At 61.9% G+C, this 22388-nt stretch carries 20 protein-coding genes and 1 pseudogene; 17 read left to right on the forward strand and 4 right to left on the reverse strand.

Annotated elements, in window-relative coordinates; all coding sequences use genetic code 11:
• The 5 genes and pseudogenes from V6M61_RS20080 to manD form a co-directional block, all read left to right on the forward strand.
• Nucleotides 1–608: pseudogene (locus V6M61_RS20080) on the forward strand (altronate dehydratase); the annotation flags it as partial.
• A 128-nt stretch (nucleotides 609–736) separates the two neighbouring features.
• Complete coding sequence (locus V6M61_RS20085) at nucleotides 737–1801, forward strand: malate/lactate/ureidoglycolate dehydrogenase (protein WP_332778424.1); 1065 nt, start codon at nucleotides 737–739, stop codon at nucleotides 1799–1801.
• Between the two features lie 99 nt (nucleotides 1802–1900).
• The gene (locus V6M61_RS20090) at nucleotides 1901–2647 is read left to right on the forward strand and encodes an SDR family NAD(P)-dependent oxidoreductase (protein ID WP_332778376.1); all 747 of its coding nucleotides are present in this window, start codon (nucleotides 1901–1903) and stop codon (nucleotides 2645–2647) included.
• Nucleotides 2648–2654: 7 nt separating this feature from the next.
• Entirely contained in the window at nucleotides 2655–4079 is a 1425-nt protein-coding gene (locus V6M61_RS20095) for a mannitol dehydrogenase family protein (RefSeq protein ID WP_332778377.1), read from the forward strand.
• The gene (gene manD / locus V6M61_RS20100) at nucleotides 4076–5287 is read left to right on the forward strand and encodes a D-mannonate dehydratase ManD (RefSeq protein WP_332778378.1); all 1212 of its coding nucleotides are present in this window, start codon (nucleotides 4076–4078) and stop codon (nucleotides 5285–5287) included. The genes V6M61_RS20095 and manD overlap by 4 nt, the downstream gene beginning before the upstream one ends.
• Before the next feature lie 233 nt (nucleotides 5288–5520).
• Here manD and slmA read toward each other — a convergent pair whose 3' ends face one another.
• The 4 genes from slmA to argB all read right to left on the reverse strand — a co-directional run bounded on the left by slmA (nucleotide 5521) and on the right by argB (nucleotide 9684).
• Nucleotides 5521–6159 carry a nucleoid occlusion factor SlmA gene (gene slmA / locus V6M61_RS20105; RefSeq protein ID WP_332778379.1) on the reverse strand — a complete coding sequence of 213 codons (639 nt, stop codon included), beginning with the start codon at nucleotides 6157–6159 and terminating at the stop codon, nucleotides 5521–5523.
• Nucleotides 6160–6298: 139 nt separating this feature from the next.
• Nucleotides 6299–7729: a sensor histidine kinase gene (locus V6M61_RS20110; RefSeq protein ID WP_332778425.1), complete on the reverse strand. Its 1431-nt coding sequence runs from the start codon at nucleotides 7727–7729 to the stop codon at nucleotides 6299–6301.
• Nucleotides 7730–7846: 117 nt separating this feature from the next.
• Complete coding sequence (locus V6M61_RS20115; protein WP_332778380.1) at nucleotides 7847–8536, reverse strand: response regulator transcription factor; 690 nt, start codon at nucleotides 8534–8536, stop codon at nucleotides 7847–7849.
• A 236-nt stretch (nucleotides 8537–8772) separates the two neighbouring features.
• Nucleotides 8773–9684, reverse strand: coding sequence for an acetylglutamate kinase (gene argB, locus V6M61_RS20120; RefSeq protein ID WP_332778381.1), 912 nt, complete (start codon nucleotides 9682–9684; stop codon nucleotides 8773–8775).
• Nucleotides 9685–9810: 126 nt separating this feature from the next.
• Between argB and V6M61_RS20125 the strand changes: the two genes are divergently transcribed.
• Genes V6M61_RS20125 through V6M61_RS20180 form a run of 12 tightly spaced genes read left to right on the forward strand, consistent with a single transcriptional unit; the run spans nucleotide 9811 to nucleotide 22383 of the window.
• Nucleotides 9811–10326, forward strand: a complete 516-nt coding sequence (locus V6M61_RS20125; RefSeq protein ID WP_332778382.1) for a MarR family EPS-associated transcriptional regulator — start codon at nucleotides 9811–9813, stop codon at nucleotides 10324–10326.
• A complete protein-coding gene (locus tag V6M61_RS20130) occupies nucleotides 10319–11737 on the forward strand; it encodes a mannose-1-phosphate guanylyltransferase/mannose-6-phosphate isomerase (protein ID WP_332778383.1) in 1419 nt (472 codons plus the stop codon). Before V6M61_RS20125 ends, V6M61_RS20130 begins: the two co-directional genes overlap by 8 nt.
• 3 nt (nucleotides 11738–11740) lie before the next feature.
• A complete protein-coding gene (gene gmd / locus V6M61_RS20135; RefSeq protein WP_332778384.1) occupies nucleotides 11741–12826 on the forward strand; it encodes a GDP-mannose 4,6-dehydratase in 1086 nt (361 codons plus the stop codon).
• Between the two features lie 5 nt (nucleotides 12827–12831).
• Nucleotides 12832–13764, forward strand: a complete 933-nt coding sequence (locus tag V6M61_RS20140; protein ID WP_332778385.1) for a GDP-L-fucose synthase family protein — start codon at nucleotides 12832–12834, stop codon at nucleotides 13762–13764.
• The gene (locus V6M61_RS20145; RefSeq protein WP_332778386.1) at nucleotides 13761–14927 is read left to right on the forward strand and encodes a DegT/DnrJ/EryC1/StrS family aminotransferase; all 1167 of its coding nucleotides are present in this window, start codon (nucleotides 13761–13763) and stop codon (nucleotides 14925–14927) included. The genes V6M61_RS20140 and V6M61_RS20145 overlap by 4 nt, the downstream gene beginning before the upstream one ends.
• Nucleotides 14928–14930: 3 nt before the next feature.
• Nucleotides 14931–15704, forward strand: a complete 774-nt coding sequence (gene rfbF / locus V6M61_RS20150) for a glucose-1-phosphate cytidylyltransferase (RefSeq protein WP_332778387.1) — start codon at nucleotides 14931–14933, stop codon at nucleotides 15702–15704.
• The gene (gene rfbG, locus V6M61_RS20155) at nucleotides 15701–16789 is read left to right on the forward strand and encodes a CDP-glucose 4,6-dehydratase (protein WP_332778388.1); all 1089 of its coding nucleotides are present in this window, start codon (nucleotides 15701–15703) and stop codon (nucleotides 16787–16789) included. Before rfbF ends, rfbG begins: the two co-directional genes overlap by 4 nt.
• 20 nt (nucleotides 16790–16809) lie before the next feature.
• Entirely contained in the window at nucleotides 16810–18132 is a 1323-nt protein-coding gene (gene rfbH, locus V6M61_RS20160; RefSeq protein ID WP_332778389.1) for a lipopolysaccharide biosynthesis protein RfbH, read from the forward strand.
• 6 nt (nucleotides 18133–18138) lie between these two features.
• Complete coding sequence (locus tag V6M61_RS20165) at nucleotides 18139–19233, forward strand: NAD-dependent epimerase/dehydratase family protein (protein WP_332778390.1); 1095 nt, start codon at nucleotides 18139–18141, stop codon at nucleotides 19231–19233.
• Entirely contained in the window at nucleotides 19230–20036 is an 807-nt protein-coding gene (locus V6M61_RS20170) for a transketolase (RefSeq protein ID WP_332778391.1), read from the forward strand. The genes V6M61_RS20165 and V6M61_RS20170 overlap by 4 nt, the downstream gene beginning before the upstream one ends.
• Nucleotides 20033–20965, forward strand: coding sequence for a transketolase family protein (locus tag V6M61_RS20175; RefSeq protein WP_332778392.1), 933 nt, complete (start codon nucleotides 20033–20035; stop codon nucleotides 20963–20965). The genes V6M61_RS20170 and V6M61_RS20175 overlap by 4 nt, the downstream gene beginning before the upstream one ends.
• The gene (locus V6M61_RS20180) at nucleotides 20962–22383 is read left to right on the forward strand and encodes a lipopolysaccharide biosynthesis protein (protein ID WP_332778393.1); all 1422 of its coding nucleotides are present in this window, start codon (nucleotides 20962–20964) and stop codon (nucleotides 22381–22383) included. The genes V6M61_RS20175 and V6M61_RS20180 overlap by 4 nt, the downstream gene beginning before the upstream one ends.
• Nucleotides 22384–22388: the final 5 nt, after the last annotated feature.

The following is a 22388-nucleotide window of genomic DNA, read 5'->3' on the forward strand; positions in this document are numbered from 1 at the left end:
CGCCTGAAATTTACGGCGCCGAACACCTGCTGACGCGCCGGGCGGTGAAACCCGAGGTGGCGGAGAAGCTTATCCAGCGCATCAAGTGGTGGGAGCACTACACCGAGATCAACGAAGGCGAAATGAACAACAACCCCTCGCCGGGCAACAAGGCCGGCGGGCTGACCACCATTCTCGAGAAATCGCTGGGCGCCGTTGCCAAGGGCGGCACCAGCAACCTGCAGGCGGTCTATGAATACGCCGAGCCGGTGCAGGCCCACGGCTTTGTCTACATGGACACACCCGGCTACGACCCGGTCAGCGCGACCGGCCAGGTGGCTGGCGGCGCCAACCTGATCTGCTTTACCACCGGCCGCGGCTCGGCCTATGGCTGCGCGCCCTCGCCCTCGCTCAAGCTGTCGACCAACTCGGCGCTGTGGCGCAAGCAGGAAGACGACATGGACATCAACTGCGGCGAGATCATCGACGGCAGCAGCACGGTGGCCGAGATGGGGCAGCGCATTTTCGAGCTGGTGCTGGCCACCGCCTCAGGCGAGCAGAGCAAGAGCGAAAAACACGGCTACGGGCAAAACGAGTTTGTGCCCTGGCAAGTCGGTGCGGTGATGTAGTTTCTTTCTTCACTCCTTCTCCCCTTTGGAGAGGGCGGGGGTGAGGGCTCTGTGTGCCGAGAGGCCCTCACCCTAACCCTCTCCCAGAGGGAGAGGGAATGGAACCCCAAAACACCTTCAATACCAACATGAGTCACATCATCTCCGCCGCCCAGTTACGTGCACAAGCAGCTACTGTTTTAATAGCGGCTGGCAGTTCCTCCGAAGAGGCCGCAACCGTCGCATCCAACCTGGTGCTGGCCAACCTGAGCGGCCATGACTCGCACGGTGTGGGCATGCTGCCGCGCTACGTGGACGCGGTGCTCGAAGGCGGCCTTAAACCCAACAGCGGCGTGCGGGTGGTGCTGGATACCGGCTCGCTGCTCACGCTGGACGGCCAGCGCGGCTACGGCCAGGTCGTTGGCGAACAGGCGATGGCGCTCGGCATAGATCGCGCCCAGACCCACGGCAGCTGCATCATGACCCTTAGCAATGCGCACCACCTCGGGCGCATCGGGCACTTTGCCGAAATGGCCGTGGACCAGGGCCTGGTGTCCCTGCATTTTGTCAATGTGCTGTCGCGCCCGGTCGTCGCGCCCTTTGGCGGCGCCGACGGGCGCTACGGCACCAACCCCTGCTGCATTGGTGTGCCTCTCAAGGGGCGCGATTCTTTCGTGTTGGACTTTGCCACCAGCCGCGCGGCGCAGGGAAAAATGCGTGTCGCGCACAACGAGGGCCGGTACGTGGAGCCCGGCACGCTGATTGACGAACACGGCCGCCCCACCATCGACCCCGGCGTGGTGGTGGTGCCGCAGAGCAATGGCCTGTTTGGTGCGCTGCTGGCCTTTGGCGAGCACAAGGGATACGGCCTGGCCGTGGCCTGCGAACTGCTGGGCGGCGCGCTGACCGGCGGCGGTACCTGGCATCAGCCGACCGACCCCGCCGTGCGCGCCGTCGTCAACGGCATGCTGACGATTTTGATAGACCCGGCCAAACTGGGCACACAAGCGACTTTTGAACAGGAGGCGGTGGCCTTTGTCGACTGGCTCAAAGCCGGACCGGTCGCACCCGGCTTCGACGCCGTACAGATTGCCGGCGAACCGGAGCGCGCCACCCGCGCGCAGCGCGATGTCGATGGCATCGCGGTGGATGGCCAGACCTGGCAAGAGATGGTTGCGGCGGGCCGCAAGGTCGGTGTCACCTTGCAGGACTGAGGCTCGCAGTCACGCCCTTTCGCTATCAAATCAATAGCTGCCTGCGCAAACAAATCAAGGGCCAGCGGCTTAAAACACTATTAACCTCCTTTAAACACCATGACCCCTCCCATTCAAGACCAGATCGCACTCGTCACCGGCGCCAATGCCGGCATGGGCCTGGCCACCGCCCGGGCGTTGCTGGACGCAGGCTACCGGGTGGCCGCCACCGACCTGAGCACCGAGCGCGTCGCCGACACCCTGGCCTCGTTTGGTGAGCGCCTGGCCTGCTTCACCATGGACGTGAGCGAGCAGGCCCAGGTACACGCCGCCTGCGACCAGATCGAGGCGCGCTTTGGCCGCATCGACGTCTGCGTCAACAATGCCGGTTTTTTGCAATACGCCAACTGCGAGCAGACCACCCCCGAGCTGTGGCACAAGACCCTGCGCATCAATCTGGACGGCGTGTTTTACGTCAGCCAGCGCGTGGCCCCCGGCATGAAGGCGCGTGGCTTTGGCCGCATCGTCAACGTGTCGTCGTACGGCGCCAAGACCGGCGGCCTGTCACCGCTGCCGGCCTACGCTGCCAGCAAGGGCGGCGTGATCTCGCTGACCTTCAGCTTTGCCCGCGAATACGCCCCGTTTGGCGTGACCTGCAACGCCGTAGCGCCCACCTTCGTCAAGACCCAGATGCTGACCGAGCAGGTCAGCCCTGAACGGCAAGCCGAGCTGCGCCAGAAAATCCCGGTGGGCCGCTTTTGCGAGCTCGAGGAATTTGCCCACACGGTGCTGTTTCTGGCCCACCCCTTGAGCGGCTTCATCACCGGCGAGGTGCTGGACCTCAACGGCGGTTTGCAGTTTGACTGAGCTCGCCATGCTGAACACACAGTCCCTGCCGTCTCTGGCCGCTCGCGGAATAAGCGCACCAGGCTACGCGCGCGGCGGCCCGGTCGGCGTCGTGCACCTCGGTCTGGGGGCCTTTCACCGCGCCCACCAGGCACTGGTTTTTGACGCCTTGTTGCGGCGTGGCAATGCGCGCTGGGGCGTGCTCGGTGTCGCCATGCGCAGCACGGCGCTGGCCGATGCCCTGGCCGCGCAAGATGGCTTGTACGCGGTGCAGGTCGCCAACGCTGCCGGCGTGCATTGGCAGTTGAGCGGCGCGCTCTGGCAAACCTGCGTGGCCGCACGCGAGCCGTCGCAGGTGGTGCGGGCGCTGGCGGCGCCGTCCACCCGCTGGGTCACCCTCACGGTCACCGAGAAAGGCTATGGGCCGGCGCTGGCCGGACTGCTGGTGCAAGGCCTGGCGGCGCGCCAGGCGGTGGGCCTGGGGGGGCTGACCCTCGCCTCCTGCGACAACCTGGCGCACAACGGCCGCAAGCTGCAAGCGCTGTGTATCGAGGCGGCGCTTGCCCAAAGCCCGGCGCTCGCGCACTGGATAGCCGCCACCTGTGCCTTCCCCAACAGCATGGTGGATCGCATTGTCCCCGCCGCCACCGCAGAACGTCTGGCGGCGGCAGCGCAGGCCCTGGGTGTTGCAGACCAGGCGGCCCTAGGTACCGAGGCGTTTTGGGAATGGGTGATCGAGCGCCGCTTTGTCGATGCCGACGACGCTGATACCCTGGCCGCCGTGGGCGTCACGGTGGTGGACGATGTCGGCCCGTTTGAAGAAGCCAAGCTGCGCCTGCTCAACGGCAGCCACACGGCCATGGCCTGCATAGGCGCGGTGGCGGGTTTGCCCGTGATCAGCGAGTGCATCGCCCAGCCCGCCATCCACCAGTTCATCCATGGCCTGATGACGGTGGAGGTGGGGCCGCAACTCAGCCGCCCGGATTGGGCCCGCTACCGCGATGCGCTGCTCGCGCGCTTTGCCAACCCTGAGCTGCGGCACCGCGTGCACCAGATCGCCACCGACTCCTCGCAAAAAATTCCGCAGCGCTGGACGCCCTCGGTACTCGGCGCACTGCGCACCGGGCAGCCGGTTGAGCGGCTGGCCTTTGCCGCCGCGGCCTGGATGCGCTACCTGCGCGGCAGCGACGAACAAGGGCAAGGCTACGCCATCCATGACCCCATGGCAGAGCAGCTGCAGGCGCAGGCGCTGGCACTGGCCCACGCCGGCGACGCCGCCGCCACGGTGCAGGCCCTGGGCACGCTGAGCGCGATTTGGGGCGAGGCCCTGCCGCAGGAAGCGCGCTGGCTGGCCCGTATCACCCATTGGCTGGACCAGATCACCCAGCTAGGCATGCTGGCCGCCCTGGCCCAACTCAACACGCACCTGACACCGACTCTTGAAACACCATGAAAATCACCAACGCCCGCGTCATCGTCTGCAGCCCCGGCCGCAACTTCGTCACCCTCAAGATCGAAACCGATGAGGGCCTGACCGGCATCGGCGACGCCACGCTCAACGGCCGCGAGCTGGCGGTGGCGAGTTACCTCACCGACCACGTCATTCCCTGCCTGATCGGGCGCGATGCGCACCAGATCGAAGACATCTGGCAATACCTTTACAAGGGTGCGTACTGGCGGCGCGGACCTGTGACCATGAGCGCCATCGCCGCGGTCGATACGGCGCTGTGGGACATCAAGGCCAAGGCAGCGAACCTGCCGCTGTACCAGTTGCTCGGCGGGCGCAGCCGCACCGGGGTGATGGTCTACGGCCACGCCAATGGCAAGGACATCGCACAGACCGTCGACGAAGTCTTGCGCTACAAGGAGATGGGCTACCAGGCCATCCGCGCGCAGAGCGGCGTGCCGGGGCTGGAGAAGGTCTACGGCGTGGGCAAAGGCACGCTGTTCTACGAACCGGCCGACGCCGACCTGCCCAGCGAGCACGACTGGAGCTCGGAAAAGTACCTGCTGCACACGCCCAAGCTGTTCGAGGCGGTGCGCAGCGCCGTCGGGCCGGACATCCACCTGCTGCACGATGTGCACCACCGCCTGACACCTATCGAGGCCGCGCGGCTGGGCAAGGCGCTGGAGCCCTACCACCTGTTCTGGATCGAGGATGCGACGCCGGCGGAAAACCAGGAAGCCTTCAAGCTGATCCGCCAGCACACCACCACGCCGCTGGCGGTGGGTGAAATTTTCAACACGCTGTGGGACTGCAAGGACCTGATCCAGAACCAGCTGATCGACTACATCCGCGCCACCGTGGTGCATGCCGGCGGCATCACGCACCTGCGGCGCATTGCCGACTTCGCCGCGATGTACCAGGTGCGCACCGGCTGCCACGGCGCGACGGATTTGTCACCGGTGTGCATGGGCGCGGCGCTGCATTTCGACACCTGGGTGCCGAACTTCGGCGTGCAGGAATACATGCGCCACACCGAGGCCACCGACGAGGTGTTTCCGCACGCCTACAGCTTCAACAACGGCTTCATGCACTGCGGCGAAGCCGTGGGACACGGCGTGGACATCGACGAGAAGCTGGCCGCCAAATACCCCTACCAGCGCGCCTACCTGCCGGTGAACCGGCTGGCGCACGACGGCACTTTATGGAACTGGTGAATAAGCTCACCCCTGCTGACGCTCACTGCGTGTAGCGTCCCCTCCCCTTGCAGGGGACAGGCGCCTTGGGGCCGGCGGAGCCGGCCCCAAGGCGCCTGCTGGAAAAGAATCCTCGTTAGCTGGCCTCCCCGCGGGGTTTACCAGTTGGGGCCGCGGAACGGGCTTTGCCCGGCCGCAGGCGCCGTCCCCTGGAAGGGGAAAAGGCGCGACACGAAGTGCGCGTCCGATAGGGGTCAGCCCAATATACTGGCCAGGCTGGCGTCCAGGTGCTCGGACGGCAAACGCTTGAAGCCGGAACGGGCAAAGCGCTGCAAACGGCCCACCATGAAGGCCACGATCACCGAGGCGCGCACCTGCGCCTCGACCGTGGGCGTGCTGGCGCCGCTGGCGGCCGCCGCGTCGCGCAGGCTTTGCCTGAGGCTGGCTTCGAGCTTGTCGAAAAACTGGTTCATGCGCTCCTGCAGGCGCTCGTTTTCAAACACCAGCGCATCACCGACCATCACGCGGGTCATGCCGGGGTTCTTTTCAGCAAACTGCAACACCATGACCACCAGCCGGCGCGTGCGCACGGCGTGATCGGTTTCACGCTCGCTGATCTGGTTGACCAGCGTGAAAACCGACTGCTCGATGAATTCGATCAGGCCTTCAAACATCTGCGCCTTGCTGGCAAAGTGCCGGTACAGCGCGGCTTCGCTCACTTCCAGCCGGGCGGCCAGCGCCGAGGTGGTGATGCGCTCGGCACCGGGCTGCTCGAGCATGGTGGCCAGGGCCTGCAGGATCTGGACGCGGCGCTCGCCCGGCTTGGGGCGTTTGCGGGGGGCCGCTTCTGGCGATACCGGGCTCGGTTCAGTTTCAGGCGCTAGCTCAGACATAGTGGCGGTGTAAGAGATGTTTCAAAAGACTGGAAATCGTTGCGATTGATTCTCGCACAGCGCCGGTGACGCGCCCGGCGCTTTGATCTGCGGGTTGACGGCTGTTGTCTGAGCACCACGGACAGCCGGTCTGGCCACACTACAAACTCAGGCGCACCCGCAAACCGCGCGGGCCGCTGGCTGACTGGCTCGCAACATCCAGCTCCAGCCGCGAGCCGTGCACCCGCGCAATCTCGTCGGCAATCGCCAGCCCCAGCCCGTTGCCCTCCCCGGTCGTGCCCTGCACGCGGTAAAAGCGTTCCAGCGCCTTGGCCCGCTCCTGCGGTGCAATGCCGGGGCCATCGTCTTCGACCTCCAGAAACACGCCCTCGCGCGTCCGCGCCTGAGGATCACCCGGGGCCATGGAATCGGCCAGCCCGGGCGCCGGCCCGCAGCGGATGGTGACGGTGCCGCCGGCCGGCGTGTACTTCACCGCGTTATCGACCAGGTTGCTCAACAGCTCGCGCAACAGCCACTCGTAACCCGTTGCCTGGGCGGGCCGGGCCTCCAGGCCCAGGTCAATGCCCTTGCGCGTTGCGGCATCCAGATGCAGGGGCAAGATGGATTCGCACAGATCCTTGAGGTCCACACGCTGCATGGGCTGGGCCGCGATGGCCGAGGCATCGGCCCGCGACAGGGCCAGCAACTGGTTGGCCAACTGCGAGGTGCGCCGGGTGGCGCTGCGCAGCTTGAGGATCTGCTCGGCGCTCAAGGTAATGCGACCTTCAGCGCCGCTGGCGCGGGCAGCCTGGGCCCAGGCCTCCACCTGCGCCTGCAAGCCGGCCAGCGGCGTGCGCAACTGGTGCGCCGCGTCCGCGATGAAGCGGCGCTGCCCCTCGGCCTGGGCATTGACCAGGCCAAACAGGCGATTGAGCGAGGCCACCAGCGGCTGCACCTCGGCCGGGGTGGTTTGCGGGTCAATCGCGCTCAGGTCACGCGGCGAGCGGCGCTCGACGGCCTCCTTGAGGTCCAGCAGCGGCTTGAGGGCGGTCGTGACGGCCCAGTTGACGGCAAACCCGGCCGCCAGCACCAAAATCAGGTTGGGCAGCAGCACCTTGAACAGGACCAAGCGCAGCCACTGCTGGCGTGCGTCCGAGCCGTCGGCCAGTTGGACAATCAGTTCGCCGGCCACGGTATGCACGCGCTGGGCCACGATGCGATAGGTCACACCGCCTTCGGCCATGCTGTGAAATTCGGGCTCGCTGGTGGCCGGCAACAGCTCCGCAATCCAAGACTCGCCCACCAGGAAATCACCCTTCGCACCGGAGATCCGGAAACCGGCCATGCCGGTCCGGTCCTTGATGAAATCTTCCACGGGCGGCGCCAGCAAGAGCACCGGCGCCTCGCCTTCGACCGGGGCCGCCGCCACCACCGAGTCGGCCAACAGAGGCACCAGACGCAGCAATTGCTGGTCTTTTTGCAGGGCAGCACTGCCGGCCGCCTGGTAGTCAAAGTAAATGCTCACAAGCGCAAATACGCTGAGCGGTATGAGCAGCAGCAGCAGCAAGCGGCGCTGCAGGCCGGACTTCATGGCCGCCGGCATCACCCCAGCGGGTGCGGCCACGCGCTCAGCCGTGGCTGACGCAGCCTTGTTGGTGAGGCGGTTTTTCAGGCTGCCCAGCCAGGTGCGGCCCGGATGCATGCGCGCTCACTCGGCCCCGGCGCCTGCGCCACCGAGCAACTCCAGACGGTAACCAAACCCGCGGATGGACCGTACGGCAATGCCATGCGGCTCGAGCTTGCCGCGCAGGCGCGAGATGTAGACCTCGATCGCGTTGGGCGTGATTTCCTTGTCCCAGCCGGTCAGGGCCTGCAACAGCTTGTCTTTGCTGGCGGGCTTGGGAGCGTTGATCAGCAGGTACTCCATCACCGTCCATTCGCGCGGGCCCAGCTCGATCAGCTGGCCGTTGGCACGCGCCTGGCGATTGGCCGAGTCGAGTTCCAGCGCGCCAAAACTTAAGGTGGCGCTGGTGGCGGCCTGCGAGCGGCGCAGCAGCGCGCGCAGCCGCGCCAGCAGCTCAGGCAGCTCAAACGGCTTGACCATGTAGTCGTCGGCGCCCAGGTCCAGCCCCTGCACCCGGTCCTGCAGGGCGTCGCGCGCCGTCAGGATCAGTACCGGCATGGCCAGACCGCTGCGGCGCAAGCGCCGGGTCAGCTCCAGGCCATCGACCTGGGGCAGGCCGATGTCAATGATCGCCGCGTCAAAGGTTTCACCCTGCAGCACCTCCTCAGCCCGCTCGGCGCTGCCGACCCAGTCCACGGCGTAGCCGGCGTCGCTCAGCCCCAGCTTGATGCCGCTGGCCACCATCACGTCGTCTTCAACAAGCAGAAGTCTCATAAGGCATCAAAACGTGTGAAAAACGCGTTCAGGAAGCGTCGCGAGCGGCTGTCAGGCTAGGCGCACGGAGCGGGTTTTTGGGGTCAGAGCCCAAATTCGCCGAGCCTTCGGTTCGCCCGGAGGGTGCGGTGCGGCGCACCGCAGCGAAATTGGTGTCTGACCCCAATAACCCATGAGGATTGCGAGCACCGCGCAACGACGCATGACAGACGCGCAGTAGCTTCATGAATGCGTTTTCAATGGGAGCGGATCATGGTCCCGTAGGCCTGGTCGGTCAAAATCTCCAGCAGCATGGCGTGCGGCACGCGCCCGTCAATGATGTGCACCGAGTTCACGCCACTCTTGGCCGCATCGAGCGCGCCGGCGATCTTGGGCAGCATGCCGCCCGAAATCGTGCCGTCGGCAAACAGATCGTCAATTTCGCGCGCCGTCAGGTCCGTCAGCAGCTTGCCGGCTTTGTCGAGCACCCCGGGCGTGTTTGTCAGCAGCACCAGTTTTTCAGCCTTGAGGACGGTGGCCAGCTTGCCCGCCACCACATCGGCATTGATGTTGTAGCTTTCATTGTGCTCGCCAAAGCCGATCGGGCTGATGACCGGGATGAAGGCATCGTCCTGCAACGCCTTGACCACGCTGGGGTCGATGCTGACGATATCGCCCACAAAGCCGATGTCGTGCTCTTTGGCCGGGTCGTCTTTATCCAGCATCTTGAGCTTTTGCGCCCGAATCAGCCCGCCGTCACGCCCCGTCAGGCCCACCGCCTTGCCGCCAGCCTGGTTGATCAGGCCCACGATGTCCTGCTGCACCTGGCCGGCCAACACCCACTCCACCACCTCCATCGTCTCTTCGTCGGTCACCCGCATGCCCTGGACGAACTCGCCCTTTTTGCCCAGCCGGTTGAGCGCCGTCTCGATCTGCGGCCCGCCGCCATGCACCACCACCGGGTTCATGCCCACCAGCTTGAGCAGCACCACATCCTCGGCAAAATCCGCCTGCAGCGCCGGATCGGTCATGGCGTTGCCGCCGTACTTGATGACCAGGGTTTTGCCATGGAACTTGCGGATGTAGGGCAGCGCCTGGGCCAGGATTTCGGCTTTGTCGCGCGGGCCGACGTGGGAGAGGTCGGGGTCGGTAGCGGTCGGTTGGGTCATGGCAGGTATTTAATGAAATCTGAAGTCAATATTCAAATTGTGCCGCAACAGAAATTAGCACGACTCAATAATTGCCTACCTACAAGCAGCTTTGAGCAATGGCGTCAAGTCAAAATGCACTAAATTATGGCAGCAGACCCACCATCAAGAAGTGTTAATATCTTTGTTCATTCGTTGAACACTCCGGAATTCACCCCCCCCCCCTCCAAAGTCTCCAGCCGCCTGCCATCACAACAGCCGCTTCAGGGCCTGAAGGGGTTTAAAGCCGACCCAAAGCTCTTGTTAAACGCATCCCTTCAAGAAGAGAATCACCTCAAGGTTTTGCGCCTTTTGGAGGCTAACCCACACATGAACCAGCGCGATCTGGCAGACGCGTTAGGGGTGAGCTTGGGTAAAACCAACTATTGCCTCAAGGCATTGCTGGACAAGGGCTTTATCAAGATGCAGAGCTTTAGCAAAAGCCAGAAAAAACTGGCTTACGCTTACCTGCTGACCCCTGTCGGCATTGCCGAAAAAGCCGGGCTAACGGTCCGCTTTCTGGAACGCAAGATGGCCGAGTACGAAAGCCTGACGCTTGAGATCGAAGCCCTGAAGTTTGAAGTAACCGAAACCCAAAACAAGCCAGACCGCATTCATGATTAACGCAAAAATCACCCCCGTCATTCTTTGTGGCGGCTCGGGCACGCGGTTATGGCCGCTCTCGCGCAAGAGTTTCCCCAAGCAATTCGTACCATTGATCGGTAACAAAAGCCTGCTGCAACTGACGCTGGAGCGTGTAGCGCAGGTCAGTGGCGGCAGCACAGCCTCTGAGGTGATTTGCGTGGCCGCCGAAGACCACCGCTTTCTGGTCAGCGAGGCCATGCAGGCCGCAAAGATCAAGGGTCAGATCATCCTGGAGCCGGTGGCGCGCAACACGGCTGCCGCGATGGCGCTGGCAGCGCTGAAGGTCGGCCCGCAAGACTTGCTGCTGTTTAGCCCCTCTGATCACCACATCCCCGATGCGCAGGCTTTTGCAGCCATGGTGCAGCAAGGCAGCCAGGCCGCACGCCAGGGCGCCATCGTCACCTTTGGCGTGGTGCCAAGCTTTCCCTGCACAGCCTATGGCTATATTGAACAGGGCGCGGCCAGCGGCAATGACAGCTTTGGTGTGACTCGCTTTATTGAAAAGCCCGCTGCTGACAGGGCAGAGGCGCTGATTTTGCAAGGTAATGTGCTCTGGAATGCAGGGATCTTTCTAGCTCAGGCGGACACCCTGCTTAAAGCGCTGCAGCTGCACGCGCCCGATATTTTTCAAAGCTGCCAGCAAGCCATGGCGCAAGCGAAACAGGACCAGCAGTTTGTGCGCCCAGAGCCCGAAGCCTTCAGTACCTGCCGGTCTGAAAGTATCGACTACGCGGTTCTGGAGCGCCACAAAAAGGTGGCCGTGGTACCGTTTGCAGGCACCTGGAGCGACGTGGGCAGTTGGAATGCCGTGGCTGATTTGTCGCCGGCCGACAACCAGGACAACCGCATTGACGGCCAAGGCCTAGCGGTGCAAAGTAAGCGGACCTATATTCACGCTCCGCATCGCACGGTTGTGGCTCTGGGCACGCAGGATTTGCTGATCATTGACACCCCCGATGCTCTGCTGGTGGCCGCAAGCAGCCATGCCGAGCAGGTCAAACACGTGGTGGCACAACTGGAGACGCAGCAAAGCCCCGAAGCCAGCATGCACCGCAGAGTCGCACGCCCCTGGGGGTGGTATGACAGCATTGACCGTGGTGAGCGCTTTCAGGTCAAGCGCATTGCGGTCAAGCCTGGTGCATCGCTCAGTCTGCAAAAACACCACCATCGTGCAGAGCACTGGATTGTCGTGTCCGGCACCGCGCTGGTGACCAAAGGCAGTGAGACTTTCCTCCTCACGGAGAACCAGTCGACCTACATTCCCATTGGTGAAACTCACCGCCTGGAAAACCCCGGCAAGACCGACCTCGAGATAATTGAAGTCCAGTCTGGTAGTTATCTGGGTGAGGATGACATCGTACGATTTACCGACAACTATGGCAGGGCCTAAAGAATGAAAAAAGCACTTATCACCGGCGTCACCGGACAGGACGGCGCCTACCTCGCGGAATTTTTGCTTGGCAAGGGTTACGCGGTTCATGGGATCAAGCGTCGCACTTCGCTTTTCAATACAGACCGCATTGATCACCTGTTCCATGACCCGCATGAAAAGGGCATTGACTTCACCCTGCACCATGGTGACATGACCGACTCCTCGTCCCTCACCCGGATCATCCAGCTGGTTCAACCCGACGAGATCTACAACCTCGCCGCCCAAAGTCATGTAGCGGTGAGCTTCGAAGAGCCGGAATACACCGCCAACAGCGACGCGCTGGGGGCCTTGCGCATACTCGAAGCCATGCGCATTCTCGGGCTTGAGAAGAAGACACGGTTTTACCAGGCCTCGACCTCGGAACTGTACGGCCTCGTGCAGGAAACGCCCCAAAAGGAAACTACGCCCTTCTACCCGCGCAGTCCTTATGCCGTCGCCAAGCTCTACGCTTACTGGATCACCGTCAACTACCGCGAGGCCTACGGCATTTATGCCTGTAACGGGATTTTGTTCAACCACGAAAGCCCGATTCGCGGCGAAACCTTTGTCACCCGCAAAATTACCCGGGCGCTGGCCCGTATCAAGCTCGGCATCCAGGACTGCCTGTACCTGGGCAACATGGATTCCAAGCGCGACTGGGGCCATGCCAAAGATTACGTCGAGATGCAGTGGTTGATGCTGCAGCAGGACAAACCCGAAGACTTTGTGATCGCCACCGGCGTGCAATACAGCGTGCGCGAGTTCGTCGAGGCCGCAGCCAACGAACTGGGCCTGCAAATCCGTTGGGAAGGCAGCAACGTTGACGAAAAAGGCTATGACGCCGTGACCGGCAAGTGCATCGTCGCTGTTGACCCGCGCTACTTTCGTCCTACCGAGGTGGAAACCCTGCTCGGCGACGCAAGCAAGGCGCGCGAAAAACTGGGCTGGGTGCCCAAGATCAGTTTTGCGGAACTGGTCGCCGAAATGGCCAAGGCCGACATGACGGAGGCCGAGTTCGACCTCAAGGTCAAACAGCATGGCCACAAAGCCCTGCGCAACCAGGGCTGAGCACGGTGGCAAAAGCTCGCATCCTGCTCACAGGCGGCCGCGGCATGGTGGGCCAGAACATTCTGGAGCACCCGCACGCCGCCAACTGGGAATTTGTCGCGCCCACCAGTAAAGAGCTGGATCTGACGGATTTCAGGGCGACCCGCCAGTTCATGGCCGACCTGCGCCCCGATGCTGTCATTCACTCGGCCGGCAGGGTGGGCGGCATCCAGGCCAACATCGCCCACCCGGTGGACTTTCTGGTCACCAACGTGGACCTGGGCCGCAATGTGATCCTGGCCGCACGTGAAGCGGGCGTGGGCAAGCTGCTCAATCTGGCGAGCTCGTGCATGTACCCGCGCAACGCGCTCAACCCGTTGGGCGAGGCGCTGGTGCTCCAGGGCGAGCTGGAGCCCACCAACGAGGGTTATGCACTGGCCAAGATTTTTGCGACGCGCCTTTGCGAATACATCAACCGCGAAACACCTGGCCTGCATTACAAGACGCTGATTCCATGCAACCTGTATGGACGGCACGACAAGTTTGCCCCCCAGCATTCACACCTGATCCCGGCCATCATCCACAAGGTGCACCAGGCCAAGGTCCAGCATCTGGCAGAGGTTGATATCTGGGGCGATGGCACGGCGCGCCGCGAGTTCATGTATGCGGGCGACCTGGCCGACGCCGTGCTGCGGGCCCTGGAAGGCTTCGACCAGCTGCCTGACCTGATCAATATCGGCCTGGGCCACGACTACAGCATCAACGAGTACTACGCCGCCGCGGCGCAAGTCATTGGCTGGCAGGGGCGGTTTGTGCACGACACCACCAAGCCCGTCGGCATGAAGCAAAAACTGGTCGACATCGGCAGGCAGCGCGCCTGGGGATGGATGCCCGCCACTGCCCTGCATGAGGGCATTGAAAAAGCGTATCACTACTACCTGCAGGACAAGCACGCATGAGCTACAAATACCCCCTCGCTACCGCCACCTGGGACCAGGCTGAATACGACGCGCTGCAGCGTGTCATCACTTCAGGCATGTTCACCATGGGCCCGAATGTGTTCGAATTCGAAAAGCAGTTTGCCAGCTATCTGGGCGTCAAACATTGCGTGATGGTCAATTCGGGCTCTTCAGCAAACTTGCTGATGGTCGCCGCGCTGTTCTATTCAAAGAACCCCGACCTGACACTCAAGGCCGGCGACGAAGTCATCGTGCCCGCCGTGTCCTGGAGCACCACCTACTACCCGCTCCATCAGTACGGCCTCAAACTCAAGTTCGTCGACATTGACCTTGAGACGCTGAACTTCGATCTGGCTGCGCTGGAAAAAGCGGTCACCGACAAGACCCGCCTGATCATGGCGGTGAACCTGCTCGGCAACCCCAACGACTTTGACCGCATCAAGTCCATCATCGGCAGCCGCAAGATCACGCTGATCGAGGACAACTGCGAGTCGCTCGGTGCACAGTTCAAGGGCAAGCAGGCCGGCACCTTTGGCGTGATGGGCAGCTACAGCTCATTCTTCTCGCACCACATCTCGACCATGGAAGGCGGCCTCATCAGCACCGACGACGAGGAGCTGCACCACATCCTGCTGTCGCTGCGCGCCCACGGCTGGACCCGCAACCTGCCCAAATTCAACCATGTGTGCGGAGAAAAAAGCGACGACCCCTTCAAGGAGTCATTCCGCTTTGTGCTGCCGGGCTACAACGTCAGGCCGCTCGAAATGTCGGGTGCCCTCGGCATTGAGCAGGTCAAGAAGCTGCCTTCGCTTGTGGCTGAACGCCGAAAAAATGCAGCCATGCTGCAGTCAGTCATGCAAGACCACCCAACGGTTTTGGTCCAGAAAGAGATCGGCGAAAGCAGCTGGTTCGGCTTCAGCCTGGTGATACGCCCCGGCGTGAACCTGACCCGGGATGAGCTTGTGAACAAGCTTAATGGGCTCGGCTTTGAAGTGCGCCCGATTGTGGCCGGCAACTTCGCCAAAAATGAAGTCGTCAAATATTTCAATTCGGAGGTCTCGGGCACGCTCACCAATGCCGAGCATATCGACAGCAACGGACTCTTCGTCGGCAACCACCACTACTCCATTGCGGATGCGGTCAGGCAACTGAAAAGCATTTAAACCATGAAAGCAGTCATTCTTGCAGGCGGTTTGGGAACACGTATCTCTGAAGAGACCTATGCCAAACCCAAGCCCATGATCGAGGTGGGCGGCAAGCCCATTTTGTGGCACATCATGAAAATCTATTCCGCGCATGGCGTGAACGATTTCGTGATCTGCTGCGGCTACAAGGGCTATCTGATCAAGGAGTATTTTGCGAACTATTTTTTGCACATGTCCGACGTGACGTTCGACATGAGCAAAAACAGCATGGAAGTGCATCAGCGCAGCGCTGAACCCTGGCGCGTCACGCTCATTGACACGGGCGAAGAAACCATGACGGGCGGCCGGCTCAAACGCGTGGCCTCCTATGTTCAGGACGAAGAGGCCTTCTGCTTTACCTACGGCGATGGTGTGAGCGACGTGAACATCACCGAGCTTGTCGCTTTTCACAAGGCCCGCAAGGTCAAGGCGACGCTGACCGCCACCCTGCCTCCCGGCCGCTTCGGCGCGCTGGATTTCGAAGGCCACAAGGTGCGCAGTTTCAAGGAAAAACCCAAAGGCGACGGCGCGATGATCAACGGCGGCTTCTTTGTACTGTCGCCGGAGGTTCTCAGGTACATCGACGGTGACAGCAGTGTCTGGGAACGCACACCGCTTGAAACGCTGGCCGACGAAGGTCAGCTGGCCGCTTACCAGCACAGCGGCTTTTGGCAGCCCATGGACACGCTACGCGACAAAACCCACCTGGAAGAACTCTGGGCCTCAGGTAACGCGCCCTGGAAGGTCTGGAAATGACGCCGGCGTTCTGGCGGGGCAAGCGCGTCTTCCTGACCGGCCATACCGGCTTTAAGGGCAGCTGGCTGTCGCTCTGGCTGGAACAGCTCGGCGCCTCTGTCACCGGCTATTCGCTGGCCCCACCGACCACGCCCAGCCTTTTTGAAGCGGCCCGGGTCGCCGAAGGCATGCAATCCTTGCACGGGGACATTCGCGACCTGCCGGCCCTGCTCAAAGCCATGCAGGCGGCGCAGCCTGAAATCGTCATTCACATGGCCGCACAGTCACTGGTGCGCCGCTCGTATGCTGAGCCGGTCGAAACCTATGCCACCAACGTCATGGGCACGGTGCACCTGCTTGAGGCCGTGCGCCAGACGGCAGGCGTGAAAGCGGTGGTCAACGTCACGACCGACAAGTGTTATGAGAACAAGGAGTGGGTCTGGGGTTACCGTGAAGACGAGCCCATGGGCGGCCATGACCCCTACAGCAACAGCAAGGGCTGCGCTGAACTGGTGAGTTCGGCCTACCGGTCTTCGTTTTTCAGTCCGCACACACATGCGCAGCATGGCGTCGCGCTGGCAACGGCCCGAGCGGGCAATGTGATCGGGGGGGGAGACTGGGCCAAGGACCGGTTGATTCCCGACATCCTGGCCGCCTTTGAAAAAGCCCAGCCCGTTGTGATCCGCAACCCGCATGCAACACGTCCGTGGCAACACGTTTTAGAGCCGCTGCGCGGGTATTTGACCCTGGCCGAAAAGCTCTACATGGAAGGCACGGCTTTTGCCGAGGGCTGGAATTTCGGGCCGCACAGCGACGATGCGCGCCCCGTCGAGTGGATCGTCACGCAACTCGCGCAGAAATGGTCCGACGGCGCGAGCTGGCAGATTGATGCAGGGGAGCATCCCCATGAGGCCAACTACCTCAAGCTGGACATCTCCAAGGCCAGCCACCACCTTAACTGGCAGCCCGTCATGCGGCTGGACCAGGCCCTCGGCCTGATCGTCGACTGGACCCGGGAAAAGCAGGCTGGCGCCGATCTGCGCGCGCTTACGCAAGCACAGATCCAGGCCTGCCAGGCGCAAGCACTTACCTCCAATCCCACTTGAATCCCGCGGATTTTCAAATCATGCAAAACGCACAAACCCAAGCCCTCCGCGACCAAATTTCCACGCTGGTGGAACAGTACGCCGCTCTTGCGCTGGCGCCCGAGCCATTTTTTCCGGGCGTTAACGCAGTTCCACCTTCAGGAAAACTGCTCGATGCCGCTGAACTCAAAAACATGGTCGAGGCCTCGCTCGACGGCTGGCTCACCACGGGCCGTTTCAACACCGAATTCGAGAAAAAACTGGCGGCGTTCATCGGCGTCAAGCACCTGATCACCGTCAACTCGGGCTCGTCGGCCAACCTCGTAGCGTTCAGCACGCTGACCTCCCCGAAGCTGGGCGACAGAGCCATCAAGCCGGGCGATGAAGTTATCGGTGTGGCCGCCGGCTTTCCAACAACCGTCAACCCCATTCTGCAGTTTGGCGCCGTGCCAGTGTTTGTTGATGTGGACCGCCTTACGCACAATATCGACGCCAGCAAGATCGAAGCGGCCATTGGTCCCAAGACCAAGGCCATCATGCTGGCTCACTCCTTGGGCAACCCCTTCAACCTCGATGTCGTCACGGCACTATGCGAAAAGCACAAGCTGTGGCTGGTGGAAGACTGCTGCGATGCGCTGGGCACCACTTACCGCGGCCAGATGGTCGGCACGTTTGGTGATATTGCCACACTGAGCTTTTACCCTGCTCACCACATCACGATGGGTGAAGGCGGAGCGGTCTTTACCAACCATGACGAACTCAAAACGATTGCCGAGAGCTTTCGCGACTGGGGGCGCGACTGTTATTGCCCGCCCGGCAAAGACAACACCTGTGGCAAGCGCTTTTGCTGGAAACTGGGCGACCTGCCCGAGGGCTACGACCACAAGTACACCTACGGCCACCTGGGCTACAACCTCAAAATCACCGATATGCAGGCCGCCTGCGGGTTGGCCCAGCTGGACAAGGCGCCGGCATTTATCCAGGCCCGCAAGGACAACTTTGCCTTCCTGAAAAAACGTCTGAAGGCCTGCGAAGAATTTGTAAACCTGCCCGAGCCGACCGAACACTCCGACCCCTCGTGGTTCGGCTTTCCGATCACGCTGAAAGAAAATTGCCCGGTCACGCGGCTGGACCTGCTGACCTACCTGGATCAAAACAAGGTCGGCACGCGCCTGCTGTTTGCCGGCAACCTGACGCGCCAGCCCTACATGGCCGGCGCCAAATACCGTATCAGCGGCGACCTGACCAATACCGACAATGTGATGAACAACACCTTCTGGATCGGTGTTCAACCCTCGCTGACACCCACCATGCTCGAATTCGCAGCGCGCAAGATCGAGACCTATCTCGGCGTGAACTTCTGATTTTCCATGCGTGCCGCCCTGCCCCACGACGATCTTGACCTGGTGTTGTCGCTAACACCGGAGTTCTGGTCGCGCTTTGGCGGAGCGAGGCTTTTCATGACCGGCGGTACCGGCTTCATCGGAACGTGGCTGCTGCAGGCCCTGCAACGCGCCAATGACAGGCTGGGCAGCAAAATCGAGCTGATCGTGCTGACCCGCGACCCGGAGCGCGCCCGGCAGCAGGCACCCCATGTCTTCAGCAGGCCCGACACCACCCTGGTGGCGGGCGACGTGAGCAGCTTTGCCGGTCCGTTGGGCAGCCTGGACCTCTGCATACACGCCGCCACTGACGTGGGCGACCCGCTCAAGGCGGGCGACCCCCTCAGGGTGTTTGACTCCATTGTGCTGGGAACGCGGCGCGTGCTCGATCTGGCTCATGCAAACGGTGCGTCGCGCTTTTTACTGACCTCAAGCGGCGCCGTGTATGGACCACAGCCTGCCGGCCTGGAGCGCATGGCCGAAACTTATGGCGGGGCGCCTGACCCACTGCAGCCGGGCGCCGCATATGGCAACGGCAAACGCGCGGCCGAGTGGCTGGCCTCTGCCCATGCGGCCCATGCGGCCCATGCGGCCCATGCGGCCCATGCGGCGAAGGCGTCACAAGCCGGGTTCGAGTCCTGCATTGCACGCATCTTCGCGTTGATCGGACCCGGCTTGCCGCTCAACGGACCTTTTGCTGCCGGTAACTTCGTGCGCGACGCGCTGGCCGGCCAAGCCATTAACGTGCAGGGCGACGGACGGCCGCTGCGCTCTTACCTTTACATGGCCGACCTCTGTGTCTGGCTCTTGCGCATCCTCGCCTCTGGCGCGGCAGGGCAGGCTTACAACGTCGGCTCCGAGAACGCGGTGTCGATTGCAGCGCTGGCCCGGCAAGTCGTTGATGCGGCGGGTACGGATACGCCCATCAAGGTGCAGACGCAAGCCACGTCCGATGCGCCGGCACCGCGTTATGTGCCCGACACGCTCAAGGCAAGGCGCGAGTTGGGCCTGGCCGAATACACCGCGCTCAATACCGCCCTGCTCAAAACCATCCACTGGAGTCGTTCGGCGACGGCACTATGAACAAGTTCAACGCAAATCACATCCGCAAAGTCATTCTCGATATGGCTTACTCAGGCGCCACCGTTCATATCGGCTGCGCGTTTTCCATCGTGGAGCTGCTGGCCGTGCTGTACCGCAAGCATCTCCAGCTCGACCCCACCAACCCGGCTTTGCCAACCCGCGACTACATGGTGCTCAGCAAAGGCCACGGCGTCATGGCCCAGTACGCCTGCCTGCATGAGCTGGGCTGGCTCACGGACAACGATATCGCCGACTACTTTAAAAACGGCACCCGCCTCAAGGGCCTGGCCGACGTTCATGTGCCCGGCGTGGAAGCCACTGCCGGTTCGCTGGGGCACGGGCTGTCGGTCGCAGCGGGCCTGGCGCTGGCGGCCAAGCTGAACAAAACGGAGCAGACCTGTTATGCGCTGGTCGGCGACGGCGAGCTCAATGAGGGTCCTATTTGGGAAGCGGCCCTGTTTGCCGCGCACTTCAAGCTGGACAACCTCGTGGTAATTGTCGACAAGAACGGTTTTCAGGCCATGGGCACTACCGACGATGTCATCGCGCTGGGAAATATTGAAGAAAAGTTCAGGGCTTTCGGCTTTGATGCAGTCACCATCGACGGGCATGACGAAGTGGCCATCGACGCCGCTTACGGCAGCATGAAAGCCGCCCGCAACGGCAGGCCCAAGGCGATTGTGGCCACCAGCGTCAAGGGCAAGGGCGTGTCCTTCATGGAACACAACAACATCTGGCACTACACACGCCTTACCCCCGAAACGCACGCGGCCGCCATCACCGAGCTGGGATACACAGCATGAGAACTTCATTTTCCGACGCGCTGGTTGCGGCTGCGCTGTCAGACCCCAAAGTCCTGTTGCTCACGGGCGACCACGGCTACGCGCTGTTTGATGCGTTCCGCAAGGCGCGGCCGGACCAGTACATCAACTGCGGCATTGCCGAGCAGAACATGGTGGGTGTGGCTGCCGGCTTGGCCAAGGCCGGGTTCAAACCCATTGTTTACGGACTGGCGGCCTTTGTCCCCGTGCGTGTGCTCGAGCAGATCAAGATCGATGTTTGTTACGAGAACCTGCCCGTCATCCTGATTGGCGACGGCGCAGGCCTGGTTTACAGCCATCTGGGCGCCAGCCACCAGTCCACCGAAGACATCGCTTGTACACGGGCCATCCCTTCGCTGACCGTGCTGTCACCAGCCGATCGCTTTGAAATGACGGCCACCATGCAACTTGCGCTGCAACTGGCTTCACCGGTCTACTTGCGTGTGGGCAAAAGCGATCGCGGTGATGTGCATGCCGGGCCGGTCCGGCTGCAGGCCGGTGAGTTGCTGCAACTCAGGAAAGGCACGCAGCGCATAGCGTTGCTGGCCACTGGCTCCATGGTCAGGACGGCGCTGGATTTGACCGATCAGGGCCTGGATGCAGAAGTATGGAGCGTGCCCTCCATCAAGCCCCTGAGCCAGCAGCAACTGGCCGAAATTACCCGCCGTGTCGACTGCGTGATTACGCTTGAGGAGCACTCGGTCATGGGCGGACTGGGCGCTTGTGTGGCTGAAGAAGTCGCCACACACCGTCCGCTGCCGGTCTGCCGCATCGGCATCGAAGACCGTTTCTCGGCCTATTGCGGAACCTGGGACTACCTGCTGCAGGAGCACCGCCTGGACCTGCCCTCGGTGAAGCACCGCATAGATGCCTTTATGCGTCGAGTGCACGATAAACAGGCCGCCCCTTGATATTAGTTCTGTTTGGCAATGCAGCACAGTTCATTTTGTTGCTTTTAGTCATGCGACTTGCCACAAGCTATCTACCGCCTGCAGAGATGGGCCGGCTCTCGTTGATCACGGCGGCAACAACTTTCTTTGCGTTGTTTCTGGTGAATCCGGTGGGCATGTTCATCAACCGCCGCTTTCATGCCTGGGACGCACTAGGGCGTGCGAAGTACTACCTCAAGCTGCACTGGATCTACCTTTTGATAGTAAGCGTGGTTGCCGCGGCGAGCCTTGCGGCTCTCAACAAAATCCATGCCTTCGGCTTTCAGTTCAACACAGCATGGCTGCTGGTGCTGGTTTGCGGTTCATTGCTGTTCAATACCATCAATCAGACTGCAATTCCGTCGCTCAACATGCTCGAGTTTCGTGGCCGCTTCGTCACTTTGACTCTGGCAACCATAGGGGCTGGCCTTGTCAGTTCATTTCTGTTAGTGAGGGCCTTTGAGCCGAAGGCCGAGTATTGGCTATTGGGCTTGCTGATCGGCCAAGCCGTGTTTGCAGTGATTGGGGTAACGGTGTTTTTTGACAAACTGAAACCTCCAGTCACCGTTCCAACGCCCACCCGCGCGCACCTCAGCCTTCTCTTCAGTTTTGCATGGCCGGTCGCCATTTCAGTTGGTTTCAACTGGCTACAAACTCAGGGCTATCGATTTTTTGTCGCGGACTCGCTTGGGCTGGTTGCCTTGGGGCTTTTTGTAACTGGTTACGGTATCAGCGCGGGTTTGATGGCGGCATTTGAGTCTGTACTGACCACCTACTTCCAGCCAAAGTTTTACAAGCGCGTGAGCAATAACGATATGGCCGAGCAGTCACTGGCCTGGAACAAGTACGCCGGGGCCATTTTGCCGTCACTGATGCTGGTCACGTTTCTGCTTGCGGGGCTGGCACCGGAGTTGACACGTTTCATGGTGGGGCCAGCCTACCAGTCCGCATCGCAATTTGTGGTTTGGGGCGTCCTGGCTGAAGGTGCCAGGGTGGTTGCCGGCGTCTACAGCATGTCGGCTCACGCCAAAATGAAAACCCGGCTGCTGCTGTTGCCCAATTTGCTGGGCGCGGTGATCTGTATTGCGCTGATCTGGGCTTTGGCACCCGCATTGGGCGCGCACGGTGTCGGCCTTGCACGCGCTCTCGCAGGTATTGGCATGGTGGTGGCGATGCACTACCTGATGATCGTGGCACTTGAAATGAAACTTCCCTACTGGCTACTCCTGAAGGGAACAACCATGGGCGTGGCCCTTTTGTTGATTGCCACGGCAGGCCGTTGGGCGATGGGGGGCACTGAAAGCCTGATCAGTGCCGGCTTTCTCATTGTGGTGACCGGATCGGCGTTCTTGCCCATGTTTTATTGGTTGCTATACCCATTTTTACCAAGGCATGACTAGCCCCT

Source organism: Polaromonas sp. (assembly GCF_036676035.1).
In the GTDB taxonomy this organism is placed as follows: Bacteria; Pseudomonadota; Gammaproteobacteria; order Burkholderiales; family Burkholderiaceae_C; genus Polaromonas.